Origin of the sequence: Bacillus sp. FSL M8-0025, assembly GCF_037975475.1 — a bacterium.
Lineage (GTDB): Bacteria > Bacillota > Bacilli > Bacillales > Bacillaceae > Bacillus > Bacillus subtilis.
The window spans coordinates 1,229,489-1,254,928 of the sequence record NZ_CP150258.1; the positions used below are offsets into that span (position 1 = coordinate 1,229,489).

The following is a 25,440-nucleotide window of genomic DNA, read 5'->3' on the forward strand; positions in this document are numbered from 1 at the left end:
TGTGTGTAACAGTTTCCCTTTGGTGTGAATGTAATTCCATATGACCGTGGCGGTTGCCACCATACTTTACAAACGTGTAATCAGAATTGGAAATTGCATACTTAGCCGTTTTGTCAATGATTTTTTTAGAGGTAATTTTACCATTAAAAGGTAAATGATGCTTGCCCATTTAAACAATCTTTTGGCGGGTGTATATTGAATGAAGGGGAGGGATGTAATTGGTCAAGGTTATATTATCATTTGTTTATTTACTTGGCTTTATTTTTTTAAGTAGATGGTCTTTTGATGGTTTTTTTCATCAGGATTATTTTTCGATTGTTGGTTTGTTGTGGTCTATTATTGTTACATTTTTCTTCGGCATTTACACTGGAAGCCCATTGCTTTTTAATAAGATCACACAATCGAAACGATTAACTGTTAAAAACAAAAAAGCATTTTACGTTTTAAGCGGAGCGGCAGTTATCTTTTTTGTCTTATATTTCATCTTCTCTAAATCTCTCATAAATGAAATTGCGCCCTACACTGTCTTGAGTGGCTATATTCTGACTTGGGTATCTGGGATAACTCTAACTAAACTATTGAAGCCAGAAACAGATGGGAATGGGCAAAAAACATAAACGTAATAATATAGACCGCAAGCAAATTGCGGTTTTTTCGGTTAAACGTTAGAAAGATATATTAGTGGTGTCCTGTGAATCCGCATTTACCATCGTCAGAAGTTGGTATTAATATCAATGAATGTTATTAAGATGATTCGTGCGGTGGATCAACATGGAGTTAATCAAACCATAGAATACTTAGAAAAAAGTAACGATTTTTATGTTGAAGACATTGCCTTTGGGACTGCACCTGCTTATGCAAACTCAAAAGAATTTGAAACCTCTATCATCAAAAAATGGTTGAAACTCAAACACAAATTCAAAGGTGAGAATGACTGTATAACTTTTAAATAGAGATTAAGCTTATCCTGGCGGGGCTTGTCATTTGTTTTAGTACGTGGTTTCGCTACAGACTTTACAGTGAAACAATACCAAACATATTTCACAAACTTGATAAAATAACTTTTAAACCTTCCTATAAAATGAAGGTTTTTTATTTGATTTCAATTTTTAAATCCTTTACATACAGCGATTGATTAACTCGATCAATCGCTGCCTTAATGTCGCAGTTATATTTATTTTTCAAGAAAATGTTATAATGAAAAGCCATAAAATGATAGGAGGGGGAATTTCGATGCATTACATAACGGCATGTTTAAAAATCATCAGTGATAAAGACCTTAGTGAGATAATGAAGGAATTCAAAAAACTTGAGGAAGAAACGAACAAAGAAGAGGGTTGTATTACATTCCATGCTTATCCGCTTGAGCCATCAGAACGTAAAATAATGCTTTGGGAGATTTGGGAAAACGAAGAAGCTGTGAAAACCCATTTCACGAAAAAACACACAATAGACGTTCAAAAACAAGAATTAACGGAAGTAGAATGGTTAATGAAAAGCAATGTGAATGATTGAAAGGCTCTTTAAAAAGAGACATTCAATGACTTAGTATCAGCCACTTGTGACTAAGTAGTAAATTGTTGTCCAACTCTTATTTTTTCTATTTAATATTTTTTGAGACGAAAATGTTTTTTAAAGCTGATTTTAAAATGTATTCAAAGTCAGCTCTGTTTGATTTAATGGATTATATTCTTTGGATAGCTTGTTACCATCATAATGGAGATACTCCGTATAAATTGGAGGTTAAAATAATGAGTCATTCTCAAGAAAAAATTGCACTAATTACAGGAGCAAGCAGTCAAGGGGATATTGGTACGGCTATTTGTCGTAAGTTAGCCTCACAGGGTATACATATCTTCTTTACTCACTGGAATTCTGATGCGGCCTGGATAGAAGAATTTCAACAAGAAATTTTACGTATGGGTGTCCGCTGTGAGGCAATGAAAATTGATTTATCAGATGCACATGCTGCATTCACAATACATGAAAAAATTTCAGATAAATTAGGATATCCTTCCATCCTTATTAATAATGCAGCTCATTCCGCAAGTGATAATTATGTATCGTTAGATGCTAAATCACTTGATGAGCATTATGCGGTTAATATGAGATCGAATTTTCTTCTTTGTGTTGAATTCGCCCGTCGGTTTAAAAAATCTAATTTAATATCAGGAAGAATCATCAATATGACATCAGGGCAGGATTTAGGTCCTTTGCCTGGGGAGTTAGCGTATGCAGCAACTAAAGGAGCTATTTCTGCATTTACTAGGTCGTTATCACAAGAACTTGCACCATTGGGCATCACTGTTAACGCCGTAAACCCAGGTCCAACAGATTCTACATGGATGACAGATGAAATAAGAAATTTTCTTTCACCTAAATTTCCAATGGGGCGTATTGGCACACCAGATGATGCAGCACGAATGATTGCTTTTCTTGCAAGTGATGAGGCTGAATGGATAACTGGACAAATTATTCATTCAGAAGGTGGATTTATTCGGGGCTAAGCTACTGAAACACAATATACACCAATGTATGATGTATTCCCAAAACTAAATCTAAACTTGAAGCGAAAATAAGGTCCCTTCTCTTTTTAGAGGGGGACCTTATTTTATTCATGCATGTTTTGCATCCAGAAAATCTGGCGGATAAAGATTAATAAACCGTTACATATACTTTTCCGAATACTGCAGTACCTTTAAACAAAGTAATCGTGGCTTTCCCTTTTGATTTAGCCGTCACTAAACCATTTTGATCGACTTCAGCAACTTTTTGGTTATCAGTCCAATAACGAGTAGCTGAATTATTTTTAACAGAATAGGTTTCTCCAACTTTTAGAGGTAAATCATAGTCTTGAATTTTGATAACATGTGTAGGTGAAATAGAAATGTTCTTTACCTCAGTAGGTGTGGAGTTTATTTCATGAGCTGAAGCTACCCCGCTGACCGACAGAGCTAACGCAGAAATCGATAAAGCAGAAACAACCGTTTTTTTGAAATTCATTTTGAAACACTCCTTTAAAGTTTTTTGTCTTGCACTATAACAATTCAATAAAAGTAATTATTTTCCTTGTAAATAATTGTTAATAATATGTGAACGATCAATTGATTTGAGCTAAGAATATTGTGTGCCCTGCACAGAGTTTGTATTTATGATGGAAAATTGCTGAGAGAGAATGGCCATCCTTAAAATGTTAATAGCACACATTTGATGGGTACTAGTTTGTTGAGCGTGTGGGAATTTTGTTACCTGCACTTTATCCCTGAAGATACCAAATCATTTTTCTTCATCATGTTCTTACTTTCGTACTCATACATTAGAAAATCTTCGTTCTAAATAGGTGAAGAATTGGAGTATTTTTATGAATTTCTGCTGAATATACATTACATAGCAAACTCAAAGAATATAAAAATCGCTTTTTTCCGGATGTTTCGGTAAAAAACGAAACTTTTGTCTCTATGATTTTATTTTATAATGTAAACGGTTTCTTATATAGTAGACTTATACTATCAATTTGCTCAAGTAGATACTGACAGGAAGGATAGAAAAACAGATGGAATACATAAATACAAGACAAAAAGAGATTTTGTATCTGTTGTTATCTGAACCTGATGACTATTTAGTTGTGCAAGATTTCGCAGATAGGGTACAGTGTTCTGAAAAAACAATCCGGAATGATTTGAAAGTGATTGAGGATTATCTCAATGAGCATTCTCATGCACAGCTTATTCGAAAACCAGGGTTGGGCGTTTATTTACATATAGAAGAACAGGAAAGGACCTGGCTAAGCCAACAATTACATACTGAACATTTTTCTTCTAGGCAGCGGAGCGATGAAGAAAGAATGCTGCACATTGCTTATGACTTATTAATGAATCCGAAGCCTGTTTCCGCAAAAGACATTGCCGCTCGGCATTTTGTCAATCGATCTTCCATTAAAAAGGATTTATACGCAGTAGAAGAGTGGCTGAAGCGTTTTGATCTCACACTGGTTTCTAGGCAGCGGCTTGGATTAAAGGTTGAAGGGAACGAAAGAAATAAAAGAAAGGCATTGGCAAGAATATCTGATTTGATCCACAATACAGCGTTTACCAGCCAATTTATTAAAAGTAAGTTTTTACATTATGAAGTAGACTTTGTGACGAAAGAAATCAAATCATTGCAAAAAAAGCATTCCCTCTATTTCACAGACGAAACGTTTGAAAGTTTGCTGCTGCATACATTGTTAATGGTCCGCCGCATCAAAATGAAGCAGCCGATTTCATTGTCCCCAAAAGAAATGGCGGCAGTAAAAAAGAAGAAAGAATATCAATGGACATTTGCTTGTTTACAGCGGCTTGAACCGGTTTTTGCAATCCGCTTCCCAGAAGAAGAAGCCGTGTACTTAACATTACATATATTGGGCGGTAAAGTTCGTTATCCATTGCAGACAGAAGAGAACCTTGAAAATGCTGTGCTTCCTAAGGTTGTAGGGCATTTAATCAATCGTGTTTCAGAGCTGAAAATGATGGATTTTCATAAGGATCAGGATTTGATCAATGGTTTGAACATTCATCTCAATACTGTGCTGCAACGGCTGAGCTACGACCTTTCTGTAGCAAATCCTATGCTCAATGACATCAAAAAGATGTACCCTTATTTGTTCCACCTCATCATTGATGTTTTGGAAGACATCAATCAAACTTTTGATCTTCAAATTCCTGAGGAAGAGGCAGCATATTTGACATTGCATTTTCAGGCAGCGATCGAACGGATGCAGGGCAGCAGCGAGACACATAAAAAGGCGGTTATCGTCTGCCACATGGGGATTGGGATGTCACAATTGCTGCGGACAAAAATTGAACGGAAATATCACCAAATCGCTGTAATGGCTTGTATTGCAAAGGCCGATTTAAAGGATTATATCAAAAAGCATGAGGATATTGATCTTGTCATATCCACCATTGCGCTGGAGAATATAACGGTTCCCCATATTGTTGTGTCTCCGCTTTTAGAGCCTGGCGAAGAGAAGAAATTAAGTGCGTTTATACGTCAGTTGGGCGAATCACACCGCCAAAAACAAAAAACGTTTCAGATGCTGAACAATACGACTCCTTTTTTGGTTTTTTTGCAGCAGGAGGCGGAGCATCGCTACAAGTTAATCGAACAGCTGGCGACAGCTTTGTTTGAGAAAGGCTATGTTGATAAGGACTATGCGGTTCATGCGGTGATGAGGGAAAAAATGTCGGCGACAAATATTGGGTCAGGCATTGCCATTCCTCATGCAAACGCTAAATTTATTAAACAATCAGCAATCGCGATTGCCACATTAAAGGAGCCGCTTGAATGGGGAAATGAAAAAGTTTCGCTCGTTTTTATGCTGGCTGTCAAACACGAGGATCAAACCATGACAAAGCAGCTGTTTAGCGAGCTTTCATATCTTAGCGAGCAGCCGGCCTTCGTCCAGAAGCTGACGAAAGAAGCCAATGTCATGACATTTTTATCTCATTTGGATTATTAAAGCAGGGATTATTCCTTGCTTTTTTTTGTTATAGGGAAAAATGCCTTTATTACCGGAACCTATGGTAAAAAAAGCGATTTTAATGAGCTGATTTCAGTATACAGTTGAGACAAGATCTTATTATTCACACTTTAAAGGAGGTTTCCTATGAAACTGTTAGCGATTACATCTTGTCCGAATGGAATCGCCCATACGTATATGGCAGCGGAAAATCTGCAAAAAGCTGCTGACAGACTGGGCGTTAGCATCAAAGTTGAGACCCAGGGAGGGATTGGTGTTGAAAATAAGCTAACCGAAGAGGAAATTCACGAAGCGGACGCAATCATTATTGCTGCAGACCGCTCGGTAAACAAAGACCGGTTTATAGGCAAAAAACTGCTGTCTGTGGGGGTACAGGACGGCATCCGCAAACCGGAAGAATTGATTCAAAAAGCTCTTAACGGGGATATACCGGTCTATCGTTCCGCTTTAAAATCGGAATCCGGTAATCATCAGGAGAAGAAACAAAATCCAATTTACCGTCATTTAATGAACGGCGTTTCATTTATGGTTCCTTTCATTGTTGTCGGCGGATTATTGATAGCGGTTGCATTAACGCTTGGAGGGGAGAAAACACCTAAAGGCTTAGTTATTCCGGATGATTCCTTCTGGAAAACGATTGAACAGATCGGCAGTGCTTCATTTTCATTTATGATTCCGATTTTAGCCGGCTATATCGCCTATAGCATCGCTGATAAACCGGGACTTGTGCCAGGGATGATCGGCGGTTATATTGCGGCGACTGGAAGTTTTTATGACAGCGCAAGCGGCGCCGGATTCCTCGGGGGGATTATTGCCGGGTTTTTGGCTGGATACGCGGCACTTTGGATCAAAAAATTAAAAGTTCCAAAAGCAATCCAGCCGATTATGCCGATTATTATTATTCCGGTGTTTGCATCACTGATTGTAGGTTTAGCGTTTGTGTTTTTGATCGGCGCGCCTGTAGCTCAAATTTTCGCCTCTTTAACAGTTTGGCTGGCGGGGATGAAAGGGTCGAGTTCGATCCTTCTGGCATTGATTTTAGGGGCGATGATCTCATTTGATATGGGCGGTCCCGTAAATAAGGTGGCGTTTCTGTTTGGATCGGCAATGATTGGAGAAGGAAATTATGAAATTATGGGACCAATTGCTGTCGCCATTTGTATCCCCCCGATTGGCCTTGGCATTGCGACGTTTTTAGGAAAAAGAAAATTCGAGGCATCTCAAAGAGAAATGGGGAAAGCGGCATTTACGATGGGTCTCTTCGGCATTACTGAAGGAGCGATTCCATTTGCGGCGCAGGACCCTCTGCGCGTTATTCCAAGTATTATGGCAGGCTCAATGACAGGTTCTGTGATAGCCATGATTGGCAATGTGGGAGACAGAGTGGCGCACGGCGGACCTATCGTTGCAGTGCTTGGCGCAGTTGATCATGTCTTGATGTTTTTTATTGCTGTGATTGCAGGATCTCTTGTCACTGCTCTGTTCGTCAATGTACTAAAAAAGGATATTACGGCGTCTCCTGTGCTCAGTGAAACTGCACCGCCCTCCGCGCCAAGTGAAGCTGCGGCAGCAAATGAAATAAAGCAGCCAATTCAAAGCCAAAAAGCTGAGATGTCGGAATTTAAAAAACTGACAGACATAATCAGCCCGGAATTAATTGAACCAAATTTATCGGGGGAAACGAGGGATGACATCATAGATGAATTGATTCAGAAATTGTCCCGAAGAGGTGCGCTGCTTTCAGAGAGCGGGTTTAAACAAGCCATTTTGAATCGTGAACAACAGGGAACAACGGCGATTGGCATGAATATCGCGATTCCGCACGGAAAGTCTGAGGCGGTCAGGGAGCCGAGTGTTGCCTTTGGGATCAAACGATCAGGCGTTGATTGGAATAGCCTGGATGGATCAGAAGCTAAATTAATCTTTATGATTGCTGTACCGAAAGAGAGCGGGGGAAACCAGCATCTCAAAATACTGCAGATGCTATCTCGAAAGCTAATGGATGACAATTATAGGGAGCGGCTGCTCTCCGTGCAAACAACAGAAGAAGCCTACAAGCTGCTAGAAGAAATCGAATAAAGCGGGGGATTTTCATGACGATTGAACCGTTATTTTTCAAGCCTATTTTCAAAGAAAGAATTTGGGGCGGGACCGCTTTAGCTGATTTTGGCTATACCATTCCGTCACAACGAACAGGGGAGTGCTGGGCTTTTGCCGCGCATCAAAATGGTCAAAGCGTTGTTCAAAACGGAATGTATAAGGGGTTCACGCTCAGCGAATTATGGGAACATCACAGACATTTATTCGGACAGCTTGAAGGGGACCGTTTCCCTCTGCTTACAAAAATATTAGATGCTGACCAGGACTTATCTGTTCAGGTGCATCCGAATGATGAATATGCCAACATACATGAAAACGGTGAGCTTGGAAAAACAGAATGCTGGTACATTATTGATTGCCAAAAAGATGCCGAGATTATTTATGGCCACAATGCAACAACAAAGGAAGAACTAACTACCATGATAGAGCGTGGAGAATGGGATGAGCTCTTGCGCCGTGTAAAGGTAAAGCCGGGGGATTTTTTCTATGTGGCAAGCGGTACTGTTCATGCGATTGGAAAAGGAATTCTTGCTTTGGAGACGCAGCAGAACTCAGACACAACCTACAGATTATATGATTATGACCGAAAAGATGCAGAAGGCAAGCTGCGCGAGCTTCATCTGAAAAAGAGCATCGAAGTGATAGAGGTCCCGTCTATTCCAGAACGGCATACAGTTCACCATGAACAAATTGAGGATTTGCTTACAACGACATTGGTTGAATGCGCTTACTTTTCGGTAGGGAAATGGAACTTATCAGGATCAGCAAGCTTAAAGCAGCAAAAACCATTCCTTCTTATCAGTGTGATTGAAGGGGAGGGCCGTATGATCTCTGGTGAGTATGTCTATCCTTTCAAAAAAGGAGATCATATGTTGCTGCCTTACGGTCTTGGAGAATTTAAACTCGAAGGATATGCAGAATGTATCGTCTCCCATCTGTAACATGGCAGGGCTTGAGAAATAAATTTGCGAGTGAAGACGCCTATTCTGCAGCAATGATCTAAATAAAATAAGAGTTTAATAGTTGGAGAAGAAATGTTACACTCTTTTCTGTATATGGTAAAGAATGAAAAAACACGATTCGGTTGGTAGTCCGGATGCATGATTGAGAATGTCAGTAACCTTCCCCTCCTCGGGATGTCCATCATTCTTTAATATCTTTTATGAGGAGGGAATCGTTATGAAATTAACGATTTACTACGATGATCAGTTTTGGGTAGGCGTTGTTGAAGTTGTGGACAATGGAAAGCTAAGAGCCTTTCGGCATCTTTTTGGCAAAGAGCCGAGGGATTCTGAAGTATTAGAGTTTGTTCATAACCAACTCCTGAATATGTTGGCCCAAGCTGAGCAGGAAGGAGTTCGTTTACAAGGCAGACGTCAAAAAAAGATCAATCCAAAAAGATTGCAGCGCCAGGTTTCAAAAGAGTTGAAAAACGCCGGAGTAGCTTCTAAAGCTCAAGAGGCGATAAAGCTAGAGCTTGAAGCAAGAAAGCAAAAGAAAAAACAAATAATGAAAGAACAGCGAGAACATGTAAAAGAGCAAAGGTATATGCTCAAAAAGCAAAAAGCGAAAAAGAAGCACAGAGGTAAATAATCCAAACAAAAGCAGGCGCAGTGCCTGCTTTTGTAATTAAGGACTCTACTTTGTAACATATATCCAATGTTTATAATCCGCTGATTTATGATTCAATATAAACCCTAACTTCTCCAAGGTTTTTTGTGAGCCTAGATTATCATGTTCGCATCTTGCGGTGATCCGGTTTACTGTTTCTTGGCTTAATGCCCAGTTTATTAGTTTTTGGGCGGCTTCCACACAATAACCTTTGCGGCGATGACTTTTATTTGTTGCAAAACCGATTTCAATCATGCCATTTTCGTCTGGGTCACCTAAAAATCCAGTTCCCCCAACAATTTCATGACTGTCCTTCTTTACAATAATCCATGAATCAAATCCTTTTGTTCCATTGTTTTTGACTAAAATCTCGCGGAAATAAGGTATCGCTTCAAAAAAATCAGAATTTGGCCATTCACCATTTGTTTCATAACCTAAGTCTTTGATAGCCTGATGATCTAGTTTAGACGCGGCGTCAAGAAGGGGAATATCAATCGTTTTTAAACGTAATCGATTCGTTTCAAGGAGAACCATATATCTAATCCTCTTTTCTTTTTACTGGGAATAATGATAACATATAACAATTTTCTCTGGTACCTTGGCAGTAGAGAAAGATGAAAAAATTGAGGGGGATTGAAAGAGTGACAGGTGAGAGTTTGCCCAGACCAAAAACGGGTAGGAAAATGCTGATGTTAATGTGTCCCTACCCGTTTTTCTGTTCCTGAATGCAGGGTTTCTGATAACATGTTGTGCTACCTTTTCGCAATCAAATAAAGCGATATGGCTCTTTGGGTTTGCACAGGATTATGAATGATAATGACCCATTGGTTTCTTCGTCTTGGAAAGCTTGCTACCGCATACAATGGAGCAGTATCGCGCGGAGTGAACCCACCATTTATCACGTTGATATCTCTTCCTTCAAGATGACAAACTAAGTATTCACCTGGGTTGATGACCTGTTGGTTCGTCCATGCGTAAGAATAAAAGCCGTCTCCAAGATCTTCGGTGGAAGATGGGGGGACAAAGCCATCTACAGTCAATGTGATTTCTCTTCTTCGCTGTCTTTCTGAAAAGTCTGGACTTCTTTGAGGGTTATGAGTATGTGAAAAGTAAGGAATTAACGCAGGGCCATAAAAGTAATGATACAAAGCAACCACTCCTTTATTTTCCATTCATACAAATTGTATGTGGGAGTTATTTGTTCATTCCTGTTTTGTTCCATGTAGACTAATAATGGGCTATAGGCGTCCAAGGAAATCAATTTGTCCTTTCGTTGATTCAATGCTAGTAACCTTGAAAATGCAGGTTAGGATGATAGAATTTACATATTACTGCAAGAAGTTAGACATACATCATTTTGATAGTGGGTGAAAACAATGGCGAAAAAAATGGCAAAAACAAATGCGGTTCGTCTGATAGAACAGCAGAACATCTCTTATGAGGTATTAGGGTATAAAACAGACGGCCAGCCGGTAGATGGCATCTCTGTTGCGGAAAAAATCGGTTATCCTTTGAAATATGTATATAAAACGTTGGTTGCAGCAGCAGGAACAAATCATTATTATGTCTTTGTTGTACCCGTTGCAGAAGAGTTAGATGTAAAAAAGGCAGCAAAGGTGACAGGGGAAAAGAAAATAGAAATGATTGCAATGAAGGAGCTGTTAGCGGTAACTGGCTATCTTCGCGGCGGCTGCTCGCCAATTGGCATGAAAAAATTGTTCCCGACCTATATTGATGCATCTGCAGAAACGCTTGATTTTATCATTGTCAGTGCAGGGAAAATCGGTATGCAGCTAAAGTTGGCGCCACAAGATTTAGCCAAATCATGTGATGCCGCATTTGCAGAAATTGTATAGATGCAGATATAGGGGGAAACAAAAAAGCTTAGTCATATCGATTAAGCTTTTTCCGCATCCCTTTCAAATATGATTTCAAAATAAGCAGCTGCCCCATACCCATCTATACTGGGAGCGAAAATCTGAACAAATCTCCAGCCTCTTTTCGCATAATCATGGATGATTTGCTGGTAGTCTTCTTTAGGCCTTCTTCTCATCGTACTCAGCTCAACTCTTACGAATTCATATTCTTTCATCGTTTGATCCCTCCTATTAAGGTATACGTAAAATGGAGCGAGAAGTTCCGAAAACCTATGTTAAGGTCTGCCTCACTAAACACAGGAACATCTTGAAGAGTTAAGGGGCTATAAAAACGAATTTCACCGGGTCAGCAGTCCAAATGAATCTCTTGCTTATTGCATTTGACTGAGTATATAAGTAAAAAAAGAGCGGCCAGAACATATAAGAAGGAGATGATCATTAACGCACTCATAACAGGGTAGTGTTTAGCGGAGTAGATGAAAAAATAAGCTGTGAAATTTGTTTGGGGCTGCTGACGGCATCAATTCCATTTAGCAGTTTTGAGAGTTTAGCAGTATAGTTCCAATCAAATCGATCTGAAACAAGCTCGCTTCCTTGATACCAATTAACAGCAGCTAAAAACAGAAATACCATAATAGAAAATCCAAGCTGAACAACTAAAAATATTCCCTTCACTTTTGTATGACCTCCAAATCTATGAATATGGGAAAATCAAACAATATATTACCACCCTATGGGTTATTCTTGCAATTTCACTTCCATACAACTCAAACGCAAGTCTATTTTTTTGTTTGTTTTTGGCTTATAATACCTGATGATGGAAAAAGAGTGCGGGTTTATAGATTAGAGAAACAAATGTATTTCTTAGCATTTTTTATTTGTGGAGAGAGTATAGAAGCATTCGATTAGATCTGCTTTTTCACTGAAACGGTTTTCATCTGTTTGCCTGAGCTTTACAATTGGCTGGCAAAAAAACAATGATTTCTTTCAATCAAAACATGCAACGATGCGACATATTTTATATCTTGATGACTTATCTCATTGCCTTTAAGTCATTCTATCGAGAAAGCGATGGTATTTTATGAACAAAGAAACCCTAAAAAACATACTCATGATTTTTTCAATATGCGCAACCCTCCGAGAAACCGATGGTATGCGCATAGCTGATAGCTGGATTTTGAGTGAGATTATACGATTTTTGATTTGCATGGTTGTGTTTTTTGCCATGACATTTCTATTAGATGCTGTTTTTCCAAACAAAAAAGAGTCACATTAATGTGTGGCTCTTTTTGCATCATCTGATCAGAAACATCATAAATGAATCGATCATCATGATGAAGAACAGCAAGCAAAAATAAATAAGCGAGTAGACAAACATATCCTTTGCCCACTTCACGTCATCGTCTGTTTTGAATCCTTTGATGCTTTTTTTGATCCATATGCCTCCGAGAACCAAGGCGGCTAAGAAATAAAATGGGCTTATATGGCCGGTGCCTAGAGAGAAAGGAAATAATAGCGTGACCGGCACCAGGACGGCAATATATTGCATCATTTTTATTTTTGTTAAATGATTGCCTTTGACTACTGGCAAGAGCGGAACGCCAGCAGCGCGATATTCCTCTTTGCGTCTTATCCCAATCGCCCAAAAATGCGGCGGCTGCCACAGAAACATAATCGTGTACAACAGCACTGCTGTCATACTGAGGTCACCGGTTACGGCACAATACCCCATCAATGGCGGCGCAGCTCCTGGGAAGCTCCCGACAAATGTGCTCCACACAGACGTTCGTTTCACCCATACCGTATAGATAATCGCATAAAAAATAAAGGCGGCCAGTCCGAGAAAGGCCGTTAATGGATTGAGGGAATAAAGCATGGCAAGACCTGCGATTCCTAAAACAGAGCCATATGTTAAGATCATGGCTGGCGGCATTTTCCCTGTGACCGAGGCCCTGCTGCGAGTGCGTGCCATTTTTGCGTCCATATGCCGATCAAAATAGTTGTTATAGACAGTGCCGGAAGCCATCACAAACGCGGTTCCCAACATTGCTGTTACCATTGTCATCAAAAAAGCCAAGCCGGTTAACGTTTTTTCTGCGCTTGCAAACGCGATCCAAAATCCGCCGAAGGCTGCTATCGAGTTTGATATGATAATGCCGGGTTTTGCAAGTTTGATAAAATCGTAAATGGTTACCCGGTTCGAAGCTTTTATGTATTTTGTTTCAGATATGGCTGCAGAATCTCTTGTATTCTCCAAAAATAGACGCCTCCCCCAAAACTGCATGCTTTTGTTATCGTAACAAGAGGGGGACGGAATCACAATTATTTCCTATATTTGTCATGATATTGTCATTTTTAAAACAAAAAAATGGGGAGCTGGACTGCCCCCATTTTGATATGCGGCGACTAGTAACCGTAACCTCCGCCATATCCTCCGCCATAACCGCCGCCGTAACCGTGCCAAGGGTAGTAAGGCGGTCGCGGGCGCGGGTAGTAATAAGGCGGGCGCGGATAAAACGGGTAGAACGGATAATACGGTCTTGGATAATAATAAGGCGGATAAAATGGCGGTCTCGGACGCGGATAATAATAAGGCTGTCTTTCATCATAAGGGGTAATTTGTTCAAATGACTGTTCATTCAAAGGGTAATCCAAGAGGAAAACCTCCCTAGCTTTTTTTATTCCTTTTACCATATTCCTGATGCTTAAGTTGGGTGTATGTACATTCATGAAATTCGGTTTTTTTTATGATGAAATTCCTTAAAAAGGATTGACATGAACTTCTAAATCTCATAGTATTACAAATGTGAAATAAATGTTACTACAATGTTACAAAAACATTTCTAAATAGATACAGTTCCAACTGATGAAGAGTAAATCGAAATGGCTACGAAAGAAGGAGTTTTTGTTGTTGGCAAAAAGAATCAAATGGTTTCATGTATTAATAGCAGTTGTATGTGTGGTGGGCCTTATCGGCTTTTTCCATAATCATTCATTGAAAAAAGAAACGGTCATGAATAAAGTAAGAACTGATTCTCAATATGGGAATGTTGAGATCGCAACGCTTGTGAATGACGGGAAAACTTTTAATTACGCGGTTAACTATCCCGTTTTCAAAAATGAAAAAATGGATTCGGCATTAAAAAGATTCGCAGAAAAAGAGGTTCGTCAATTTCAAAAGGAAACAAAAGACGTTGACCAAGAGCATACGACAAAACGCAACGAATTAAATGTTGATTATAAAATTGTCCATTATGCCAAACAGACAGTGGCGATTATATTTAATGAATATAAATACATCGGCGGGGCACACGGGCAAACCGTGAAAAAAACGTTTAACTATGATTTTAGTAAACAAGCGTTTCTTTCCATTGATGATATTTTCAAAGAGGACGCTGACTACTTACATAAGCTTTCGTTAATCGCTTATCACGAGCTGAAAAAGAATAAGGACATTGCCGCGGACGATGCACTGTTAAAGGAAGGGACGGCTCCGAAAAAAGAAAATTTCAGCCGCTTTGCCATCAAGGAGGATTATATCGAACTTTACTTTGACACATATCAGGTTGCAGCAGGCTATCTTGGAGAGCAATCGATTGCCATTAAGAAAAGTCTTTTGAAAGACATTCTGAAAGAACAATATATTGATAAAGCAAAAAATAAAAATAAAATCAAAGAACAAAAGCCGAAGCATGAAGTGATTTCTTTACCCAAAGAGGAAACAGTTGATCCAAATCAAAAAGTCATTGCGCTTACTTTCGACGACGGCCCGAATCCTGCGACAACAAATCAGATTCTAGACTCCTTGAAGAAATATAAGGGTCATGCCACGTTTTTTGTTTTGGGGAGCAGAGTTCAATATTATCCGGAAACGCTAATAAGAATGCTGAAAGAAGGAAATGAGGTGGGGAACCATTCATGGAGCCATCCGCTTCTCACAAGGCTTTCAGTGAAAGAAGCGTTAAAGCAGATCAATGATACGCAAGACATCATTGAAAAAATAAGCGGATATCGTCCGACGCTTGTAAGACCCCCATACGGCGGCATTAATGATGAACTGCGGAGTCAAATGAAAATGGATGTTGCGTTATGGGATGTTGACCCGGAAGATTGGAAAGACCGTAACAAAAAAACAATTGTTGACCGTGTCATGAATCAGGCGGGAGATGGAAGAACCATTTTGATTCACGATATTTACCGCACCTCTGCTGATGCGGCCGATGAAATTATAAAAAAGCTCACCGATCAAGGCTATCAATTGGTGACAGTTTCTCAGCTTGAAGAGGTTAAAAAACAAAGAGAAGCGAAATAAATTAGAAAAGGCTGTCCGTACGGACAGCCTTTTTTCTATTTAATAAGAGCCTGTGGTGGCCCAAACATTTAAGTTTGGTCCTGAATACTTGCCGAAAGCGTAAGAAGTCCTTGGATCTAAATCATATACCATCGGTGTATAGCAAGACTTTTGGCCGGCCACCGCTTTTCCATTGCCGCCTGCAGAATCACAATTATATCTTTTTCCGTCTGTGTTCCGGGTAATCTCCGCATTTGCTTCATAGCCAGACGTCAATGTATTATTCATCGTGATTTTTGCCCAAGCCGTTTTACATGTACTGCTGAATTTAAGCTCGACTACTCCGATGACTTGATTGCTGGCATTCACTAAGTTTGAGGATTTTTTTGTAGAGCCGCTGGACGCACAATCATTGTAATAAGGGCTTTTTCCATCGTAGGCATGGGTTTCCGCCTTGGCGGGTGCACCTTTGACGGCAAAAACAAATACTACTGCGAATAACACCAATGAAGCCTTCATAAACAGTCTTTTCAATTTATGACCTCCTTAATATGGCAAACAATAAATCATATGGAGGAACAATCAAAACATGCATGCTTTTTTGTGAACAATAAAGGCGGCCGGGAGGATGGAGTTCTTGGCCGCCTCTGGTATGAGGTTATGCTTTTACATCAATGGTTTGTCCGAGAGTTGGATGTTGAATCATCTTTAAGGTTTGATCGGCATTTTGCTGGGCGGTGTCCAGCATTTTTTTCGTTAAAGCAATATTTACATTCTGGGCAAGGGATGCTTGATGCATCGCAACCGATAAAGCAGGAATATCCATGGTTCCACCTCCTATGCCTTACCTATCGGCGGGTTTGTATGATTTTACAGTGAAAAATGGCTTAATTTCTCTTGTTGACCCTTACGCTAGAGCATACCGTATGTTTTTGACAAGGAGGGAATCAGGATGAATCTAGTAATGGAAAAGACCTTTGAGCAATACGAAAAGCTGTTTTCAATGGAAGAACAGAAAAGAGAAGATGTATTTCGGTATACGATGATGAGGCCGTTTGAAAAGATGTGGACCGCCATCCAAGTTCCGCTGAAAGCGAAGGAGCCAAACGGCTATGATGTGATCATGGCTGCGAAAATGCTGGGCTATTTGGATGTCCGTGATGCTGAAAGCGGCCAGAAAGCACTACAAATACTGAAAGAATCACATGTTTCAGAGACAGCTGAATCTGCACTTCGGCAATGCATATTTTTTGCTGAGCGCGAACAGCTGCGGGTGAATGCAAAGGAGATCAAATTCGGCCTTTATATCGCTGATCCAAATAAGCTTCAGCTGCAAAAAGGCTACTGCGGGTTTGGCGGGATACCGGGCTTTATTCATGTATGGATTAATCCGAACAGTTATAACCTGCCAAGGATTCCTTCCATTATTGCTCATGAGTTTCATCATAATGTGCGGTTTTCGTATATAGATTTTCATCATGGCTCTGTAAGTGTCGGGGATTATCTTGTGATTGAAGGATTGGCGGAATCATTCGCCAGAGAGCTGTTTGGTACGGAACGATTGGGCCCTTGGGTAACTCGTTTTGATCATGAGGATTTGCAATATTCCATTGATGTGATTAATGAGGTGTTGGATGTGAAAGGAGTTTCGGAAGTCAGCCGTTATATGTTTGGTGATCCAATTGCTAACGACCAAGGCTTTAAGCCTGCAGATTTATCGGCTTTTGCGGGTTATGCAGTTGGCTATCATGCCGTTCAGTCATTTATGAATCAACATCATATCACGATAAGCGAGGCCACACGTTTGGATGCGAAGACCATTCTTTCTCAATGCGGGCTGTTTTCTACATGAAAAAAGCGTCACATACAGCGGCGCTTTTTGATTCCCAAAACCAGCAGTTCTATGGCGGCACAGGCGGCAATTCCGATTGTATATGCTTCGATATCGCTCCATAAAAAACCGTACCCCAGTACAAGCCCGCCAAGAGAAGTATCCCTAATCTGGTCGATCCATTCGGCATGATAGAGCTGGCTGAATTCAATGACAAAACAGAAAGAAAGACTGATAATGCCCGTTATCATTGTCTTCAGCTTCCGAAATAGAAATCCGCATCCCGTAAAGATCATGGCGGCCCACAACGAGTCTCCCAGATAAGTATTGAGAGTATCAGGAAGAACACTGGAGAATGCTCTGGATCCAAGCCCCAGCCCAATGATCAGTACGGTGAAAACTGCATATATCCAACGATTTCGCTTCATTGCGAATTGATACCCCGTCTCTTTTTCATCTCCCTGTATTGTAAGGAATATAGCTTTTATTTGTCCACTAAAAAAGCGGCTGAATAGCCGCGTAGGGTGTTTATTTTGCTTTTAGGTTTACATGGTCGGCTGTCTGATCCGTGTCTATTACAAAATGGAGTTCATAGCGGCCTGTATCATATACATAATCGATTTCATCGGTAAACGGGACGGTTAACACCCGATTTGCTGGTCCTAATTGCTTCTGCAGCACTTCCGGCGTAACTCGGCCTAAATTCAGCTGACGTTCCACACCGGTTCCAAAGTAGCGGATTTCTGAAATTGTCATGTCTTTATGATAGGAAAATCCGTAGCCCGGCTGTCCCATATTCCAGTGATATAAATCAAATCGATTGTCTCCCCCGACTGGTCTTTCCGGTTCCCCAAACGCAGCGTGGACATCCCCTTTTGTGCTTTTGTTAATGGTAAGGCCTTGCGCCTGCTGAGGCATTTCCCCTTTATAGGCGGTGTTATAGAGGTTTTTGACGAGCTCGGCGGCTGATTGATTCGTGTTTTCTGAGAGTGTGTTTGTTTGAGCTGCGGCCTTTGCCGGTGCTGAAAAGGACGCAGCCCCAAAGCCGGTAAAACAGCTTGTTACTGCTGCTGCCGCGGTTATAGCAGACATTGTCTTTTTCATGTTAATCCCTCCTAATTGATCTACCATTCCGTTTCCCGGTGTTAGTGCAATAAAACATGTGAGTGCGCTTTGTATGTTTTATTGAGTTGTTGTAAGGGAACTGAAATAGGTAATTCGGTATATAAAGCAAGAAAGGGGAATGGAGATGCCTGGCAAGAAAAAAATCACAATAAACGGCGTTGAAATGGAAGCGTCCGAGGAACAGACGGTGCTGCAGCTTTTGAATAACAGCTCGATTGAAGTGCCGCAAGTTTGCTATCATCCAAGCTTAGGGCCGATTGAGACATGTGATACGTGCATCGTCAGCATCAATGGTGAGCTGAAGAGGTCGTGCTCCGCTGAATTAAAGGATGGGGATATCATTGATACGCTCTCACCTGACGTGAAAAAAGCGCAGGTCATCGGGATGGACAAGATTTTATATAATCATGAGCTTTATTGTACAGTTTGCGATTACAACAATGGGGGATGCGAAATACATAATACGGTGAAGGAAATGAAAATCAATCACCAAAGCATTCCGTTTGATCACAAGCCATACCATAAGGATGAATCCCATCCGTTTTATCGTTATGATCCAGATCAATGTATTTTGTGCGGACGCTGTGTTGAGGCATGCCAGGACGTTCAGGTAACTGAAACGCTGACCATTGACTGGGAGCGGAAACGCCCGCGCGTCATTTGGGATAACGACGTGCCGATCAATGAGTCGTCATGTGTGTCATGCGGCCATTGTTCAACGGTCTGTCCGTGCAACGCGATGATGGAAAAAGGAATGGAAGGGGAAGCCGGATATTTAACAGGCATCAATAACGAAACGCTGCGACCGATGATTGAGATCACGAAAGGCGTAGAGACAGGCTACGGCTCGATTCTCGCGATTTCTGATATGGAATCGGCCATGCGCGATGAACGAATCAAAAAAACGAAAACCGTCTGCACGTATTGCGGCGTCGGCTGCAGCTTTGATGTCTGGACAAAGGGCAGAGACATTCTGAAAGTAGAGCCACAGGAGGAAGCGCCAGCCAACGGCATTTCTACTTGTGTGAAAGGCAAGTTCGGCTGGGATTTCGTTAACAGCGAAGAACGCCTGACAAAGCCGCTGATCCGTGAAGGTGACCATTTCCGTGAAGCAGAGTGGGAGGAGGCGTTATCGCTGGTCGCCAGCAAGTTCACGGAATTAAAAGAGGCGTTTGGTCCGGATTCTCTCGCTTTTATTACATCTTCTAAATGTACAAATGAAGAATCCTATCTTATGCAAAAGCTGGCCAGAGGGGTCATTGGCACAAATAATGTGGATAACTGCTCCCGCTATTGCCAATCTCCTGCGACTGCCGGCCTGTTCCGGACAGTCGGCTATGGCGGTGATTCAGGATCAATTACAGATATCGCGCAAGCGGACCTTGTTTTGATTATCGGTTCGAACACGTCTGAGTCGCATCCAGTCTTATCCACTCGCATTAAACGGGCTCATAAGCTAAGAGGGCAGAAAGTGATCGTCGCGGATATCAGAAAACACGAAATGGCAGAACGCTCCGATTTATTTGTCCAGCCGCGTGCCGGATCGGATATCGTCTGGCTGAATGCGATCGCCAAATATTTAATAGAAAACGGCAAGGCCGATGAACGATTTTTGAGAGAAAGAGTGAACGGACGGCATGAATATGTAAAAAGCCTCGCGCCGTACACACTTGAATATGCTGAGGAGAAAACCGGGATTGATCAAGAAACCCTTATCCAAATGGCAGAGATGATCGGGCAAGCTGACAGTGTGTGCGCATTGTGGGCGATGGGCGTGACACAGCATATTGGAGGAAGCGACACGAGCACGGCGATCTCTAATCTGCTGCTTGTGACAGGGAACTACGGAAAACCGGGAGCAGGTTCTTACCCATTGCGCGGCCATAACAACGTGCAGGGAGCAAGTGACTTTGGGAGTATGCCTGACAGACTACCGGGCTATGAAAAAGTGACGGACGAACAAGTCCGCCAAAAATACGAGCGGGCATGGGGCGTACCGCTGCCGAAGGAGCCGGGTATGACCAACCACGAAATGATTGAAAAAATCCATTCCGGACAGTTGAAAGCGATGTATGTAAAAGGTGAAGAAATGGGCCTTGTCGACTCCAATATCAATCATGTACACGCTGCATATGAAAAGCTTGATTTCTTTGTGGTGCAGGACATTTTCCTTTCACGTACAGCGGAGTTTGCTGATGTGGTTCTTCCTGCGAGCCCGAGCCTTGAAAAAGAAGGAACGTTTACAAACACAGAACGCCGGATTCAGCGTTTGTATCAGGTATTTGAACCGCTGGGTGAATCAAAGCCGGAATGGCAGATTATTATGGAGGTTGCCAATAAGCTTGGCGCCGGCTGGCTCTATGAGCATCCTGCAGACATTATGGAGGAAGCAGCCAAGCTGTCGCCGATTTATGCCGGTGTCACCTATGAACGTCTTGAGGGCTATAATTCCCTGCAATGGCCTGTAAACGCTGATGGAAAGGATTCGCCTTTACTCTTTACAGAGCGCTTCCCTTTCCCAGACGGCAAGGCCATTCTCTACCCTGTCCAGTGGACAGAGCCTAAGGAATTCGGTGAGGAATATGATATCCATGTCAACAATGGGCGGCTCTTGGAGCACTTCCACGAAGGGAACCTGACTTACAAATCAAAAGGGATTTCGGAGAAAACACCGGAAGTGTTCTTAGAAATTTCTCCTGAGCTTGCGGCAGAACGAGGGATTCAGGACGGAACCCTCGTCAGACTCACATCGCCTTTCGGAAATGTCAAAGTGAAGTGCCTGATTACTGATCGAGTCAAAGGGAAGGAAGTATATCTGCCAATGAACGATTCAGGGGAAGCGGCGATCAACCTGTTAACAGGCAGCCATGCCGATAAGGATACCGATACGCCTGCTTACAAAGAAACATCGGCCAAGATGGAAATTTTGAAGCACGACGGAATCAGCCCGCTGCCTAAGATCAACCACCGCAACGGCAATCCGCAGCCGCAAATCGGTGTGCAGGTTCATAAAAAATGGGCGCGGAAGGATTATATTTTCCCTGGTGACGCTGTGAAAAGGGGGATGGGCCATAATGGCTAAAGCGATTAAACGAATCCAAAAAATCGAGGTAACAGAAGAGGATCAGCGAAAGCGTGATTTGCGGGAAATTGAAGATGCTCTAATTGACCACAAAGAAGCGATTCTCGAAACATTGCATATGCTGGGCCATATGAACGAGCGCGGTGTCCTGCCGTTGCTCCGCGGCCTTTTTGGTCAAGGGGATAAAGTTCTTGATATCCTGGTGAAAAAGGCAGATACAGAGGAAACAGCCAATACGCTGAAAAATCTGCTTCTTCTGTTTGGAACACTCGGCATGCTGGACGTGAAGCAGCTGGAGCCTCTCATTTTGAAAGTGAATGCGGGTGTGGCAAGCGCTGTAGAGCAGAAAAACAGTGAAGAAAAGACAGGTTATTTTGATATTATCCGATCGCTAAAAGACCCGGAAATCAACAAATCAATTACACTGCTCTTTTCCTTTTTAAAAGGAATGGGACAAGATACAAAGGAGCTGGAACGCACGACGCAGCCTCCGGAACACCAAAAACATCATCAGGAACCTCGAGAGAAAAGAGGAATGAATAAGCGAGATTGACCTCCCACCCGAGCGGCTTCAGCCAGCTCGGGTTTTTTGATGAAAAGGTCTAATGGACTAGTAAAAAATATTCAAATACTAGGAAGAAGTAAGATTGTGATGAATGAGATAGAAATAATCGTTACTTTCTTACCTGTTAAGAAAAGGAAAAATCTGATTATAATAGAAATCGATTACTTTAGATGGGGGAACAATCATGAAAAAAGTCTTATTACTATTATTTGTCTTGACGATCGGGTTAGCGCTTTCTGCGTGCAGCCAATCGAGCGATGCGTCAGAGAAGGAAAAACCGAAAGAGAAAAAATCGCAAGAAGAGCTTGAAAAGGAACTTGATAAGGAATTGAAAAAAGGCGGTGAGCCGAAGACCAAAAAAGATGATCAAATACATAAAATAGGAGAAACATTTAAAGCAGGACATACGAATTTTACAGTGAATAAAGTTGATAGAGTGCAAAAAGGTGAATATATGAATGTTGGCGGAGCTGTAAATGAGGAGACAAAAACAATAAAAGATGATGAGGAACGGCTTATTATAGAAGTAACGATGGAAAATATAGGGGAAGATTCAATAAGCTACAATTTTATCGGGTTTGATTTAAGAGATAAGAATGATCAATCAGTGCGGCCTGTTTTTTCTATAGAAGAGAAGGGCAGAATCCTTATGGGAGGAACACTAGTATCGGGGAAAAAGGTTACAGGTGTACTCAGTTATGTCATCCCTAAAGGAGAACAGAAACATTACACACTGGTATATAATCCGTTTTTAGCTGATACAAATAGCAGTAATACAGAAGAGAGAGTAAAGGACGATATTGATTACTTGGTGAAGTTAGATTAGAAGCTAATTTACAGTTGCACGTTTTTCAGCTGTGGAAAACGTGCATTTTTTATAGCGAAACTTGACTTGAAAGGATGAGTGATAAAAGTGCAAACCAAATGGCTGGAACGGGCACAGCGGATTCGGGCGATCGCCCAAGCGGGGCTTGCTTTTTCCAAGGATGTGTACGACAGGGAGAGGTACGAAGAGCTAATGAAGCTTAGCGCGGAAATGATGGCGGATTACTCGGAGAAGGACATTGAAGTTATCACTGATTTATGGCAAGGCGAGAAGGGCTATCCAACACCGAAAGCGGATGTTCGCGGCGCTGTATTCAGAGAGAATCAGATTTTGCTTGTCCGGGAGAAGCATGATGAGCTGTGGTCGCTGCCGGGCGGATTTTGCGAGATTGGTTTATCGCCGGCTGAAAACGTTGTCAAGGAAATCAAAGAAGAGTCGGGGTACGATACAGAGCCGTCTCGATTGCTGGCCGTGCTAGACAGCCATAAACACTCTCATCCCCCTCAGCCTTATCACTATTATAAAATCTTCATCGCATGCAGCATGACGGGCGGGCAGGGGGAAACAGGGATCGAGACGAATCATGCCGCTTTTTTTCCGGAAGACAGACTCCCGCCGCTTTCTCCTAAACGAAACACACCCTCACAGCTTAGCATGCTGTTTGACTTTTTGCGCCATCCGGACAAGAAAACGATATTTGACTAAAAAAGAAAGAGCCTATGGGCTCTTTCTTTTTTATAATGTAATGTGTTTTTCGTTGGCGAGTTTCAGAAGGGTCAAAATAGAATCGGCTTGTTTATGGCCGAGTTTTTGCTTTAATTTGTTTTCTTCAACTAATCGGCTGCCATAAATTTTGACAGAGGCTTTGTCGACGACAGTATGCCAGTTTTCCTGTTTTTTTCCCTCAACAAGCGGTTTTTCATGTCTCTCAGAAAAAGAGAACACAAAGAGTACGAATGCAAGTGAAAGTAGGATTCCGACAACTTGTTTTTTGTAATCAGTCTGTGCTGCCACGTTGTTCTCTCCTTCACCTTTTACCTTCTATTTAATCATAGAACCAAATTATTTTACATAATGGGAAAGTCATTTTTGGAGTTAGTGCATTTGGTTGAAAACAGAGACGTTTTTTGAGCGGAGCGGTGCAATTGAATCCATATTGGATTTGCGTGCTTATGCCTAAGGTCACGTTGTGAGCCAAAACAGCAGTGCAGAATAGAAAAAAATTGAAAGATTATGGTAAGATGAACGAAATTCGAGGGGGAATATATGATGCCTGCATCGAACATCGTGATCGCCTGCCTGCTGTTATCAATTTAATTATTTGTGGTAGTCCCTCTCTTTTTCGAAAGCGGGAGGTGAAGTGGAACATTAATTGCTGAATTCTTTCAAGGGGAGTGACCGTACATGAATGTGTTAAACCGCCGGCAAGCCTTGCAGCGAGCGCTGCTCAATGGGAAAAACAAACAGGATGCGTATCATCCGTTTCCATGGTACGAATCGATGAGAAAGGATGCGCCTGTTTCCTTTGATGAAGAAAACCAAGTGTGGAGCGTTTTTCTTTATGATGATGTCAAAAAAGTTGTTGGGGATAAAGAGCTGTTTTCCAGTTACATGCCGCAGCAGACAAGCTCTATTGGAAATTCCATCATTAACATGGACCCGCCGAAGCATACAAAAATCCGTTCAGTCGTGAATAAAGCCTTCACTCCGCGCGTGATGAAGCAATGGGAACCGAGAATTCAAGAAATCACAGATGGACTGATTCAAAAATTTCAGGGGCGCAGTGAGTTTGACCTTGTTCACGATTTTTCATATCCGCTTCCGGTTATTGTGATATCTGAGCTGCTGGGAGTGCCTTCAGCGCATATGGATCAGTTTAAAGCATGGTCTGATCTTCTGGTCAGTACACCGAAGGATAAAAGTGAAGAAGCTGAAAAAGCCTTTTTGGAAGAACGAGATAAGTGTGAGGAAGAACTGGCCGCGTTTTTTGCCGGCATCATAGAAGAAAAGCGAAACAAACCGGCACAGGATATTATTTCTATTTTAGTGGAAGCGGAAGAAACAGGCGAGAAGCTGTCCGGTGAAGAGCTGATTCCGTTTTGCACGCTGCTGCTGGTGGCCGGAAATGAAACCACTACAAACCTGATTTCAAATGCGATGTACAGCATATTAGAAACGCCAGGCGTTTACGAGGAACTGCGCAGCCATCCTGAACTGATGCCTCAGGCAGTGGAGGAAGCCTTGCGTTTCAGAGCGCCGGCCCCGGTTTTGAGGCGCATTGCCAAGCGGGATACGAAGATCGGGGGGCACCTGATTAAAGAAGGTGATATGGTTTTGGCGTTTGTGGCATCGGCAAATCGTGATGAAGCGAAGTTTGACAGGTCGCACATGTTTGATATCCGCCGCCATCCCAACCCGCATATTGCGTTTGGCCATGGCATCCATTTTTGCCTTGGGGCTCCGCTTGCCCGTCTTGAAGCAAATATCGCGTTAACGTCTTTGATTTCTGCTTTTCCTCATATGGAGTGCGTCAGTATCACTCCGATTGAAAACAGTGTGATATACGGATTAAAGAGCTTCCGTGTGAAAATGTAATAGATAAGGAGACTGG

Annotated in this window: 26 protein-coding genes and 2 pseudogenes; 16 read left to right on the top strand and 12 right to left on the bottom strand. The window is 41.7% G+C overall.

Going from position 1 to position 25,440, the window contains the following annotated elements; all coding sequences use genetic code 11:
- Window positions 1-218: 218 nt before the first annotated feature.
- The 4 genes and pseudogenes from MKX38_RS06395 to MKX38_RS06410 all read left to right on the top strand — a co-directional run bounded on the left by MKX38_RS06395 (window position 219) and on the right by MKX38_RS06410 (window position 2,507).
- On the top strand, window positions 219-617 hold the full coding sequence (locus tag MKX38_RS06395) for a hypothetical protein (protein WP_339188996.1): 399 nt from the start codon (window positions 219-221) through the stop codon (window positions 615-617).
- A 135-nt stretch (window positions 618-752) separates the two neighbouring features.
- Window positions 753-928, top strand: a pseudogene (locus MKX38_RS06400) (aspartate phosphatase); the annotation flags it as partial.
- 269 nt (window positions 929-1,197) lie between these two features.
- Entirely contained in the window at window positions 1,198-1,515 is a 318-nt protein-coding gene (locus MKX38_RS06405) for a putative quinol monooxygenase (protein WP_151262135.1), read from the top strand.
- A gap of 236 nt (window positions 1,516-1,751) precedes the next feature.
- Window positions 1,752-2,507, top strand: a complete 756-nt coding sequence (locus tag MKX38_RS06410) for an SDR family oxidoreductase (protein WP_021479515.1) — start codon at window positions 1,752-1,754, stop codon at window positions 2,505-2,507.
- 148 nt (window positions 2,508-2,655) lie between these two features.
- Here the strand turns inward: MKX38_RS06410 and MKX38_RS06415 are convergent, their stop codons facing one another.
- A complete protein-coding gene (locus MKX38_RS06415; RefSeq protein WP_041335706.1) occupies window positions 2,656-3,003 on the bottom strand; it encodes an Ig-like domain-containing protein in 348 nt (115 codons plus the stop codon).
- A 550-nt stretch (window positions 3,004-3,553) separates the two neighbouring features.
- Here MKX38_RS06415 and manR point away from each other — a divergent pair.
- The 4 genes from manR (at window position 3,554) to MKX38_RS06435 (ending at window position 9,214) form a co-directional block, all read left to right on the top strand.
- Window positions 3,554-5,500: a mannose transport/utilization transcriptional regulator ManR gene (gene manR / locus MKX38_RS06420; protein ID WP_339188999.1), complete on the top strand. Its 1,947-nt coding sequence runs from the start codon at window positions 3,554-3,556 to the stop codon at window positions 5,498-5,500.
- A gap of 147 nt (window positions 5,501-5,647) precedes the next feature.
- Window positions 5,648-7,600 carry a PTS mannose transporter subunit IIABC gene (manP, locus tag MKX38_RS06425; protein ID WP_339189001.1) on the top strand — a complete coding sequence of 651 codons (1,953 nt, stop codon included), beginning with the start codon at window positions 5,648-5,650 and terminating at the stop codon, window positions 7,598-7,600.
- Between the two features lie 14 nt (window positions 7,601-7,614).
- Entirely contained in the window at window positions 7,615-8,562 is a 948-nt protein-coding gene (gene manA / locus MKX38_RS06430; protein WP_339189004.1) for a mannose-6-phosphate isomerase, class I, read from the top strand.
- 169 nt (window positions 8,563-8,731) lie between these two features.
- Window positions 8,732-9,214 carry a YjdF family protein gene (locus tag MKX38_RS06435; RefSeq protein WP_072175763.1) on the top strand — a complete coding sequence of 161 codons (483 nt, stop codon included), beginning with the start codon at window positions 8,732-8,734 and terminating at the stop codon, window positions 9,212-9,214.
- A 45-nt stretch (window positions 9,215-9,259) separates the two neighbouring features.
- Here the strand turns inward: MKX38_RS06435 and MKX38_RS06440 are convergent, their stop codons facing one another.
- Complete coding sequence (locus MKX38_RS06440; protein ID WP_131227324.1) at window positions 9,260-9,766, bottom strand: GNAT family N-acetyltransferase; 507 nt, start codon at window positions 9,764-9,766, stop codon at window positions 9,260-9,262.
- A gap of 218 nt (window positions 9,767-9,984) precedes the next feature.
- On the bottom strand, window positions 9,985-10,380 hold the full coding sequence (locus MKX38_RS06445) for a hypothetical protein (RefSeq protein ID WP_009967031.1): 396 nt from the start codon (window positions 10,378-10,380) through the stop codon (window positions 9,985-9,987).
- A 228-nt stretch (window positions 10,381-10,608) separates the two neighbouring features.
- Between MKX38_RS06445 and ybaK the strand changes: the two genes are divergently transcribed.
- Window positions 10,609-11,088 (top strand): Cys-tRNA(Pro) deacylase, encoded by a 480-nt coding sequence (gene ybaK, locus MKX38_RS06450; protein WP_041850956.1) that lies wholly within the window; start codon window positions 10,609-10,611, stop codon window positions 11,086-11,088.
- A 41-nt stretch (window positions 11,089-11,129) separates the two neighbouring features.
- Here ybaK and MKX38_RS06455 read toward each other — a convergent pair whose 3' ends face one another.
- The 4 genes and pseudogenes from MKX38_RS06455 to cotT all read right to left on the bottom strand — a co-directional run bounded on the left by MKX38_RS06455 (window position 11,130) and on the right by cotT (window position 13,764).
- Window positions 11,130-11,324 (bottom strand): DUF4177 domain-containing protein, encoded by a 195-nt coding sequence (locus MKX38_RS06455; protein WP_003232825.1) that lies wholly within the window; start codon window positions 11,322-11,324, stop codon window positions 11,130-11,132.
- A 131-nt stretch (window positions 11,325-11,455) separates the two neighbouring features.
- Window positions 11,456-11,784 (bottom strand): annotated as a pseudogene (locus MKX38_RS06460) (YjdJ family protein).
- Between the two features lie 619 nt (window positions 11,785-12,403).
- On the bottom strand, window positions 12,404-13,393 hold the full coding sequence (cyoE, locus tag MKX38_RS06465; RefSeq protein ID WP_076457955.1) for a heme o synthase: 990 nt from the start codon (window positions 13,391-13,393) through the stop codon (window positions 12,404-12,406).
- A gap of 122 nt (window positions 13,394-13,515) precedes the next feature.
- Window positions 13,516-13,764, bottom strand: coding sequence for a spore coat protein CotT (cotT, locus tag MKX38_RS06470; RefSeq protein ID WP_015715704.1), 249 nt, complete (start codon window positions 13,762-13,764; stop codon window positions 13,516-13,518).
- Between the two features lie 253 nt (window positions 13,765-14,017).
- Here cotT and pdaC point away from each other — a divergent pair, with 253 nt between their 5' ends.
- Complete coding sequence (pdaC, locus tag MKX38_RS06475; RefSeq protein WP_026113742.1) at window positions 14,018-15,421, top strand: peptidoglycan-N-acetylmuramic acid deacetylase PdaC; 1,404 nt, start codon at window positions 14,018-14,020, stop codon at window positions 15,419-15,421.
- Window positions 15,422-15,460: 39 nt separating this feature from the next.
- Here the strand turns inward: pdaC and MKX38_RS06480 are convergent, their stop codons facing one another.
- Together MKX38_RS06480 and MKX38_RS06485 are read right to left on the bottom strand one after the other, a co-directional pair.
- On the bottom strand, window positions 15,461-15,934 hold the full coding sequence (locus tag MKX38_RS06480) for a YjfA family protein (RefSeq protein WP_003244679.1): 474 nt from the start codon (window positions 15,932-15,934) through the stop codon (window positions 15,461-15,463).
- A 124-nt stretch (window positions 15,935-16,058) separates the two neighbouring features.
- Window positions 16,059-16,226 carry a YjfB family protein gene (locus MKX38_RS06485; protein WP_014476499.1) on the bottom strand — a complete coding sequence of 56 codons (168 nt, stop codon included), beginning with the start codon at window positions 16,224-16,226 and terminating at the stop codon, window positions 16,059-16,061.
- 126 nt (window positions 16,227-16,352) lie between these two features.
- Here MKX38_RS06485 and MKX38_RS06490 point away from each other — a divergent pair, with 126 nt between their 5' ends.
- Window positions 16,353-17,252: a DUF2268 domain-containing protein gene (locus MKX38_RS06490; protein WP_339189008.1), complete on the top strand. Its 900-nt coding sequence runs from the start codon at window positions 16,353-16,355 to the stop codon at window positions 17,250-17,252.
- An 8-nt stretch (window positions 17,253-17,260) separates the two neighbouring features.
- Here MKX38_RS06490 and MKX38_RS06495 read toward each other — a convergent pair whose 3' ends face one another.
- Window positions 17,261-17,659 (bottom strand): DUF2809 domain-containing protein, encoded by a 399-nt coding sequence (locus MKX38_RS06495; RefSeq protein ID WP_017697549.1) that lies wholly within the window; start codon window positions 17,657-17,659, stop codon window positions 17,261-17,263.
- A 100-nt stretch (window positions 17,660-17,759) separates the two neighbouring features.
- Window positions 17,760-18,335 carry a YjgB family protein gene (locus MKX38_RS06500; protein WP_339189011.1) on the bottom strand — a complete coding sequence of 192 codons (576 nt, stop codon included), beginning with the start codon at window positions 18,333-18,335 and terminating at the stop codon, window positions 17,760-17,762.
- 145 nt (window positions 18,336-18,480) lie between these two features.
- On the opposite strand from MKX38_RS06500, the gene fdhF reads away from it, so the two are divergent.
- The 4 genes from fdhF (at window position 18,481) to MKX38_RS06520 (ending at window position 23,534) form a co-directional block, all read left to right on the top strand.
- Window positions 18,481-21,438, top strand: a complete 2,958-nt coding sequence (gene fdhF / locus MKX38_RS06505) for a formate dehydrogenase subunit alpha (protein ID WP_339189014.1) — start codon at window positions 18,481-18,483, stop codon at window positions 21,436-21,438.
- Window positions 21,431-21,991, top strand: coding sequence for a DUF1641 domain-containing protein (locus MKX38_RS06510; protein WP_003232799.1), 561 nt, complete (start codon window positions 21,431-21,433; stop codon window positions 21,989-21,991). The genes fdhF and MKX38_RS06510 overlap by 8 nt, the downstream gene beginning before the upstream one ends.
- A gap of 196 nt (window positions 21,992-22,187) precedes the next feature.
- Window positions 22,188-22,829, top strand: a complete 642-nt coding sequence (locus MKX38_RS06515; RefSeq protein ID WP_003244850.1) for a DUF4352 domain-containing protein — start codon at window positions 22,188-22,190, stop codon at window positions 22,827-22,829.
- Between the two features lie 78 nt (window positions 22,830-22,907).
- Window positions 22,908-23,534, top strand: coding sequence for an NUDIX hydrolase (locus tag MKX38_RS06520; RefSeq protein ID WP_076457825.1), 627 nt, complete (start codon window positions 22,908-22,910; stop codon window positions 23,532-23,534).
- 30 nt (window positions 23,535-23,564) lie between these two features.
- Here the strand turns inward: MKX38_RS06520 and MKX38_RS06525 are convergent, their stop codons facing one another.
- The gene (locus tag MKX38_RS06525) at window positions 23,565-23,843 is read right to left on the bottom strand and encodes a hypothetical protein (RefSeq protein WP_003232791.1); all 279 of its coding nucleotides are present in this window, start codon (window positions 23,841-23,843) and stop codon (window positions 23,565-23,567) included.
- A 390-nt stretch (window positions 23,844-24,233) separates the two neighbouring features.
- Here MKX38_RS06525 and yjiB point away from each other — a divergent pair, with 390 nt between their 5' ends.
- Window positions 24,234-25,424 (top strand): monooxygenase YjiB, encoded by a 1,191-nt coding sequence (gene yjiB, locus MKX38_RS06530; RefSeq protein WP_339189018.1) that lies wholly within the window; start codon window positions 24,234-24,236, stop codon window positions 25,422-25,424.
- The last annotated feature ends 16 nt before the right edge of the window (window positions 25,425-25,440 follow it).

Bases quoted from the DNA above. Each gene is read 5' to 3' on its own strand.
- MKX38_RS06405 (WP_151262135.1), top strand. From the start codon at position 1,198: ATGAAAAGCCATAAAATGATAGGAGGGGGAATTTCGATGCATTACATA.
- MKX38_RS06410 (WP_021479515.1), top strand. From the start codon at position 1,752: ATGAGTCATTCTCAAGAAAAAATTGCACTAATTACAGGAGCAAGCAGT.
- MKX38_RS06415 (WP_041335706.1), bottom strand. From the start codon at position 3,003: ATGAATTTCAAAAAAACGGTTGTTTCTGCTTTATCGATTTCTGCGTTA.
- manR (WP_339188999.1), top strand. From the start codon at position 3,554: ATGGAATACATAAATACAAGACAAAAAGAGATTTTGTATCTGTTGTTA.
- manP (WP_339189001.1), top strand. From the start codon at position 5,648: ATGAAACTGTTAGCGATTACATCTTGTCCGAATGGAATCGCCCATACG.
- manA (WP_339189004.1), top strand. From the start codon at position 7,615: ATGACGATTGAACCGTTATTTTTCAAGCCTATTTTCAAAGAAAGAATT.
- MKX38_RS06435 (WP_072175763.1), top strand. From the start codon at position 8,732: ATGTCAGTAACCTTCCCCTCCTCGGGATGTCCATCATTCTTTAATATC.
- MKX38_RS06440 (WP_131227324.1), bottom strand. From the start codon at position 9,766: ATGGTTCTCCTTGAAACGAATCGATTACGTTTAAAAACGATTGATATT.
- ybaK (WP_041850956.1), top strand. From the start codon at position 10,609: ATGGCGAAAAAAATGGCAAAAACAAATGCGGTTCGTCTGATAGAACAG.
- MKX38_RS06455 (WP_003232825.1), bottom strand. From the start codon at position 11,324: ATGAAAGAATATGAATTCGTAAGAGTTGAGCTGAGTACGATGAGAAGA.
- cyoE (WP_076457955.1), bottom strand. From the start codon at position 13,393: ATGCAGTTTTGGGGGAGGCGTCTATTTTTGGAGAATACAAGAGATTCT.
- MKX38_RS06485 (WP_014476499.1), bottom strand. From the start codon at position 16,226: ATGGATATTCCTGCTTTATCGGTTGCGATGCATCAAGCATCCCTTGCC.
- MKX38_RS06490 (WP_339189008.1), top strand. From the start codon at position 16,353: ATGAATCTAGTAATGGAAAAGACCTTTGAGCAATACGAAAAGCTGTTT.
- MKX38_RS06495 (WP_017697549.1), bottom strand. From the start codon at position 17,659: ATGAAGCGAAATCGTTGGATATATGCAGTTTTCACCGTACTGATCATT.
- MKX38_RS06500 (WP_339189011.1), bottom strand. From the start codon at position 18,335: ATGAAAAAGACAATGTCTGCTATAACCGCGGCAGCAGCAGTAACAAGC.
- fdhF (WP_339189014.1), top strand. From the start codon at position 18,481: ATGCCTGGCAAGAAAAAAATCACAATAAACGGCGTTGAAATGGAAGCG.
- MKX38_RS06510 (WP_003232799.1), top strand. From the start codon at position 21,431: ATGGCTAAAGCGATTAAACGAATCCAAAAAATCGAGGTAACAGAAGAG.
- MKX38_RS06515 (WP_003244850.1), top strand. From the start codon at position 22,188: ATGAAAAAAGTCTTATTACTATTATTTGTCTTGACGATCGGGTTAGCG.
- yjiB (WP_339189018.1), top strand. From the start codon at position 24,234: ATGAATGTGTTAAACCGCCGGCAAGCCTTGCAGCGAGCGCTGCTCAAT.